Source organism: Prevotella sp. Sow4_E9_plate (assembly GCF_052116205.1).
Classification (GTDB): domain Bacteria; phylum Bacteroidota; class Bacteroidia; order Bacteroidales; family Bacteroidaceae; genus Prevotella.
In genome coordinates this window covers 1-6,067 of the sequence record NZ_JBQKLN010000079.1, presented here as the reverse complement: position 1 = coordinate 6,067, position 6,067 = coordinate 1, and the positions used below count along the sequence as shown (strand labels likewise).

The 6,067-nt window shown below is 40.4% G+C and carries 6 protein-coding genes; 4 read left to right on the top strand and 2 right to left on the bottom strand.

Going from position 1 to position 6,067, the window contains the following annotated elements; all coding sequences use genetic code 11:
- Positions 1 to 202 precede the first annotated feature (202 nt).
- Both ACTQ53_RS16870 and ACTQ53_RS16865 read right to left on the bottom strand, forming a co-directional pair.
- Positions 203 to 787, bottom strand: a complete 585-nt coding sequence (locus ACTQ53_RS16870; protein ID WP_441934417.1) for a metallophosphoesterase family protein — start codon at positions 785 to 787, stop codon at positions 203 to 205.
- A gap of 117 nt (positions 788 to 904) precedes the next feature.
- On the bottom strand, positions 905 to 1,309 hold the full coding sequence (locus ACTQ53_RS16865; RefSeq protein ID WP_441934415.1) for a hypothetical protein: 405 nt from the start codon (positions 1,307 to 1,309) through the stop codon (positions 905 to 907).
- A 257-nt stretch (positions 1,310 to 1,566) separates the two neighbouring features.
- On the opposite strand from ACTQ53_RS16865, the gene ACTQ53_RS16860 reads away from it, so the two are divergent.
- The 4 genes from ACTQ53_RS16860 (at position 1,567) to ACTQ53_RS16845 (ending at position 5,968) form a co-directional block, all read left to right on the top strand.
- Positions 1,567 to 3,087 (top strand): AAA family ATPase, encoded by a 1,521-nt coding sequence (locus ACTQ53_RS16860; RefSeq protein WP_441934413.1) that lies wholly within the window; start codon positions 1,567 to 1,569, stop codon positions 3,085 to 3,087.
- Positions 3,088 to 3,095: 8 nt separating this feature from the next.
- A complete protein-coding gene (locus ACTQ53_RS16855; RefSeq protein WP_441934411.1) occupies positions 3,096 to 4,442 on the top strand; it encodes a hypothetical protein in 1,347 nt (448 codons plus the stop codon).
- A complete protein-coding gene (locus tag ACTQ53_RS16850; protein WP_441209696.1) occupies positions 4,439 to 5,050 on the top strand; it encodes a M48 metallopeptidase family protein in 612 nt (203 codons plus the stop codon). Before ACTQ53_RS16855 ends, ACTQ53_RS16850 begins: the two co-directional genes overlap by 4 nt.
- A 69-nt stretch (positions 5,051 to 5,119) precedes the next feature.
- Positions 5,120 to 5,968, top strand: coding sequence for a helix-turn-helix transcriptional regulator (locus tag ACTQ53_RS16845; RefSeq protein ID WP_441934409.1), 849 nt, complete (start codon positions 5,120 to 5,122; stop codon positions 5,966 to 5,968).
- The last annotated feature ends 99 nt before the right edge of the window (positions 5,969 to 6,067 follow it).

The window sequence follows — 6,067 nt, the reverse complement described above, 5'->3', positions numbered from 1 at the left end:
AATTATGTAACTTTGCAGCCGAAAAGGCTTCCCTGCTGGGGGCATGCCCCCAGCAGGGAGTGGGAATGAAAGTTAAGAACAAGCCTTGACACAGTTTAAATTACACCCCCCGAAAAACGTCAACCATAAACCTACTCGGATAACTACAGGCATTTCTTTGACTGATATTTAAAAGACTTGTCACCAAGGTGGAAACCATTCTCTATTGACCTCCATCTTGGTTTCTAAGTTCATTAAACTGTGAGACATTGTAAAACTCCGTAAAAGCACCACCCTTGCTTTGATTTCCACAAGAATGAGCATGACCAAAAACATGGAAACGAGGTTGAGAGCGATAAACCTCTAACAATAGCGGAAGGCTTCCCCTACCCTCGTCAAGTATGCCTTCCGGTGGAATATGGGTAATCAGGAAGTCCATTTTGGTAGCAGATTGGACATTTTGCTCCTTACTTTGCAAGCTTCGCATGGATATATTCCCAAAACTTATCCCATCAAACTCAAAGGAGGAATCATGAAGGAAAACTACTTTTTTAGGTAAGAGCGAAATTGTCTGCTCTAAGCTGTCTTTCAAGAACAGCTCATGATTACCTGCGACAAACATATAAAGTTTGGCGGGATGGCTTAACAACCAGGAAAAGAAGTCCTCCATGCCATCCTTACCAAATCCAGACATCACATCGCCTGCACAAAGCAGGATGTCGGCTTCTTCTGGGATATGAAGCCGATTGTGCATCCCATGAGTATCAGAGAACGCAAAAATCCGATGTTCCTTATAGTTGAATAGCATAAATCTAAATCTTATAAAGTTAATACTTCAATGGTGAATTTGGGCGGAATCTCTTCCGACCACATTTTTTGCATTGGCTTCCTATTTCATTTTTTAAATGATACGAGACCTGTTTTCTTATTTTTCCTGACACACTTTATAAACATCAAACCATAAACCATGCAACATGTCAAGCAGTTTGATTTTATCGTCTGAAGATATGGGTAAGCCGGCAATGTCCTCTGGCTCGAAGCTGACGGATGAGACTTCATTTTTTAGCTCTAGCAAGAGCATATCCATTCGTTTCTCCAAGTATTGTTTCAACCAAGAGAGTTCGTCAAAATCACAAGTTGGAATCTTGATGTTTGATACACATTTTTGTTTCTTATCACCTGTCACTGAGTACAAATTCGCAAACCATATATCGCCAAAGCCAACACTCAAACTGAGTTCTATGCTATATGTCTTTTCCATATAGGAAAAAACATACTCACTTTGAGCTTCATCACCTGTGTCAAAGTCAACCCATTGATTCATCTTCATATGCTTGAATGATTAACAATAGTTGTTCTTCACTTGTGCCCAATGTCTCCTGTACAAGATCCACCTTTGTTGTGTCCATAAATGATTGTTCCATTATTTCTTATTATTTTACATCTATGACACAAAGGTAGTCTGAAAATGAGAAAAATTACTGCACACCTAAAAAATATTTTAGGTGTGACAACATTTTACACAGGAAATATGTACCTTTGCCACAAAATAAATATACAATGGAAAAGAAAGAGATAAAACTACAAATGAAGGAACTCATCAAGCTGATGAGTGAAGGAGTATGGGAAAAAGAGGACATCTTCTCCTTGACCTTGCTTAGCAGCATTGCTGGCGAAAGCATATTCTTGCTGGGGCCTCCCGGAACTGGCAAAAGTATGATTGCCAGAAGGCTCAAGGAAGTATTCGCCGAAAAGAAACAATTTGAATACTTGATGTCGCGTTTCTCTACCCCAGACGAGATCTTTGGACCTGTTTCCATATCCAAACTGAAAGACGAGGATACTTATGAAAGAAGAACAGAAGGGTATCTTCCATGGGCAAATGTGGTGTTTCTGGATGAAATCTGGAAAGCGGGTCCTTCCATTCAAAATGCCTTGCTGACAGCCATCAATGAGAAAATCTACCAAAACGGAAACGAGACCATCAAGCTTCCTATGAAAGCACTCATTGCTGCATCCAATGAGTTACCTAAAGAGGATGAGGGGTTGGAAGCCCTTTGGGATAGATTCATATTACGAGTTGTCTCTAACCCCATAGCCAATGAACGTACATTCTACAAGATGCTAAAGGGGAAGAACAAGAGTAAGGTTGTCATTCCTGCCGAACTTCTCATAACAGACGAGCAATACACACAAATCCTTGAAGAGGTGGAAGATATCGATATTCCTGACAATATACTCAAGGATATCACATTCATTCGCAAGAAGCTAAAAGAGACCGAGTCACAGGATGAAGCCGCGAGTCCTCTAGACTATTATATATCAGACAGAAGATGGAAGAAAGCAGTACATCTGCTGCAAACATCGGCATTTCTAAATGGAAGAAAGGAGATAAACCTAACCGATCTTCCCATACTCTATCATGTGCTATGGAACAAGGTAGAGACCATTGAACCTGTCATGAAAATCGTTACAGAGTCATTATTCTGGAACATTGAGAATAAATGCTCAGTTGTGGAGAAAGAGTATGAAAAAGGGTTGAAAACGAAGGGCAATGCATTGGCAAACAGTAAAATAGCCAATATCAATTCTGAAGATTTCAACATCTATTTCTACTTCTATACCAAGCTTATGGGCACAAACTGGGGAGACACTTACTTCTTTCTCCAAGATTATGGATACCTGCTGATGGACATCGAGACGAAGGGTGTGCTCTATTTTGATAAGGATAAGAATGGATGGATAATCAGGAGAGTTCCTCAAGGTCCCTTCTCATCCAAGAAGTATCCACAGCACCAAATCGTCAGTTTGAGAAGGGCGCAAGGTGGAATTATCGTAAATAATGCACTCTACATGATGGAACCATCAAAGAAGGCTAGCAAGCCCATTTTCCCTCCTACAGGGCAACAAAACTTGTTTTCTGAAGGAGACACACATCTCATTGAGGAGATGCAAAAAATAGGCAATGAACTTAACCAAAAGATGAGGTTGCTGGAAAAGGAAAATCTATTTGTGTCTTCAACTGACTTGAAGGTCATCCAAAAGTATGCCGACAACTTGCGAAAGAAATGTGAGGCGTTGGAAATGAAGATAAAAACTAGCATATAATTTTTAATATGGAAGATATAGACAAACGGATTGACGAATATTCTGGGCTTTTTGACCTCTACATCGAGGGGAAGCCCATTCCTCCAGAGTACAAGGATGATCCTGTGGCAGGGTATATAGAAGAAATCTGCCAAGACTCAGGAAACAAAGAACTTTGCAGAAAAGAAGAGACATGGAAAGAAATTTTCAGAAAGGAAATTATTTCCATGTTGGAGGGTATATTGCCTGTCGTTTCCACAATAGAGAGGGAATATGAGGAAGAAATGAAGATATTATCCCACTTCTTTGCATCCAACATAGAGCAAAAACGCCAGGCATGGAACGGTATCGCCAAGCACTTGCACGATACTTTCGACAGCAGCATGTTCAATATACATGGATATATCCAGGAATTTGGAAAAAAACAGAAAACTACTGACGAAATTTTTGATGCCATGGAAGCTAATTGGAAAGAGGCTAGCAAGAAGAGGAAAGACCAGAAGATTGCGCAAGTACTTTCCAATAGTATGCAAAAAATTGAGCAAGAAATCATAACCTGTGGTGACATAGACTACAAGAAGGAACAGAAGAAGGCTCGTTTCTTCCACAAGTACCCTCAACTAAAGGAGATAGCCAAGAAAATGGGAAGGGAAAAAGAGAGAAGCGAAGAAATGGATGATGCCACCATGACTAGATACATTCCTATATTACTCAAGCATTCCCATGACAGGCAAGACATAGATGGCGTATCCTTGGGAAATGACCTGGATAGCTTGCTTCCCACGGAGATTGCCATGATGGACTCTCCCACCTTTTATGCAAAGTTTGCAAAAAGACAGCTGCAGCAATTTTCCTCAAAGGCTGCACAGAATAAGCGTGAAAAATCAACAGTTCATTATAAGAAGCCTCGCCTTCTGCAAGGCCCCATGATTATTTGCATTGATACAAGTGGATCCATGAGTGGTAGACCTTTGGAAATCGCAAAGTCTCTATTGCAGCAACTCGCGGCTATAGCGAAAAAGGAAAAGAGAAGCTGTTTTCTCATCTCGTTCTCTATCAGAACAAAGACCTTGGACTTGGCAAGACCCAGCAATTATTATAAGATAGATAAATTCTTCAAGGGCAGCTTTTCCGGGGGTACTAATGGGGAAGAAATGCTAATGGAAATTTTCAAGAAGCTCGATTCTGAAAAATATTCCATGGCCGATGCACTTATCATCAGCGACTTCTGTTTTCCTCTTCCTATAAAAAAAACAATGCAGAGACTGAAGGAAGAACAAGAAAAAGGAACTCGCCTCTACGGACTTAATGTCCAAAGAAGAAATCCATACGCAAAGGACTACAAGGAAATTTTAGATAAGATGTGGAACTTATGACGACAAGATATACAATCAACCCTTCGCTCAGGTTATGCACATGGTGCCTTGTAGTAGGATGGCATGAGGTGAAAGACTCACTCTTGCAATCCGAAAGCATTTTTTCATGTGAAGGAAGAAGTATCTATACCAAAGGAGACCGATGCATGATTATGGCGCAAGTAAACGAAAAGAGAATTGATTTTTATTACTGCCATGACACAAAATTCGACAACAGAAACATTCAAAGTTGGCTAAGAAGCATCATTAAGAATAAGATTCTAGACCTGGCAAACATTGAACTCCCCAAGAGATTGCATTATTGGGAAAAGGAGAAAAATCTATATGCAAGACAAGTCATCATAAAAAAAATGAAGAGAAGGAACATATGGGGGCAATGTTCCATCTATAAACAGATTTTCTTGCCGCCCAAGATAGTGGTTTTCCCATTGGAATTGATTGACGAGATTATCCTACATGAAATGAGTCATCTCAAATTTATGCATCATAGGAAACAATTTTGGGAGTACTTTAGTTTCCTGCTAGGAAGAGATGCCAAACTATGCAAAATGAAGGAAAGTGTATTTTTCGCCAAATACGACGAAATGATAGAGTTCTTGCTAAAATAATTGGCAACTGTGCAACATTATTTCTCACTTTTTCATTATCTTTGTGCCAAAATTTAAAAGTTATAGAATATGGCTATCAATCAATTGAACAAATATGTCTGGCTCGTAGAGACCATTCATCGAGCAAGGAACCGGGGTGGCATTACCCTAAAGGAAATTCAAAGCAGATGGTTGGACTCTGACCTCAGTGAGGGAACGGAACTTTCTCGCCGTACCTTCATCAACAATCTCCATGCCATCGAGGAACTGTTTGAGATTAACATCGAATGTAGTAGCGGATTCCGTTATCACATAGAGTATGGCAATTGCTTCGAGGAAGGAAGCGCCAGAAACTGGTTGCTCAACGCCTTCTCCCTCAACGCCATGGTGGGCAACAGTCGCAAACTCAAGGAGAGGGTTCTCCTGGAGGACATGCCATCTGGCAGGAACTTCCTAGAGGATATCATCAAGGCGATGCGCGACAACCACGTCATATTCATCTCTTACTATAGTTATAATTCCGAGAAGTATTATGAGTTTGACATCCATCCTTATTTCGTGAAGGCTTTCAAGAAACGTTGGTATGTGGTCGCATATAGTCCTGGCACGAACGATATCCGTTGCTATGCACTTGACCGTATGGAGAATGTCATCATCTCCGAGGAAGTGTTCAAGATGCCTAAGAATCTGGAACCAGCAGAATACTTCAAGGATTGCTTTGGCATCATCAACAACAAGGATTCCGAAGTTCAAAAGGTAGTGCTAAAGGTTGATGCCTTCCAGAGTAACTACATACGCAATCTTCCTCTCCATGAGTCGCAAAAGGAAACAGAGCGAACAGAAGAATACTCCATCTTTGAGTATCACCTGAAACCAGAATTTGATTTCGAGCAAGAGATTTTCTCTAACATGGATACCGTGGAGGTGTTGAGAGTGTAAACTAAACTGTGTCAAGCTACAATAAAAGTAGTTTAACACAGTTTTTATATTATGGACAACTTAGAAATTGATTACAAGAAAGCTGCTCAGCAGTTGCGT

Bases quoted from the DNA above. Each gene is read 5' to 3' on its own strand.
- ACTQ53_RS16860 (WP_441934413.1), top strand. From the start codon at position 1,567: ATGAAGGAACTCATCAAGCTGATGAGTGAAGGAGTATGGGAAAAAGAG.
- ACTQ53_RS16850 (WP_441209696.1), top strand. From the start codon at position 4,439: ATGACGACAAGATATACAATCAACCCTTCGCTCAGGTTATGCACATGG.
- ACTQ53_RS16870 (WP_441934417.1), bottom strand. From the start codon at position 787: ATGCTATTCAACTATAAGGAACATCGGATTTTTGCGTTCTCTGATACT.
- ACTQ53_RS16845 (WP_441934409.1), top strand. From the start codon at position 5,120: ATGGCTATCAATCAATTGAACAAATATGTCTGGCTCGTAGAGACCATT.
- ACTQ53_RS16865 (WP_441934415.1), bottom strand. From the start codon at position 1,309: ATGAAGATGAATCAATGGGTTGACTTTGACACAGGTGATGAAGCTCAA.
- ACTQ53_RS16855 (WP_441934411.1), top strand. From the start codon at position 3,096: ATGGAAGATATAGACAAACGGATTGACGAATATTCTGGGCTTTTTGAC.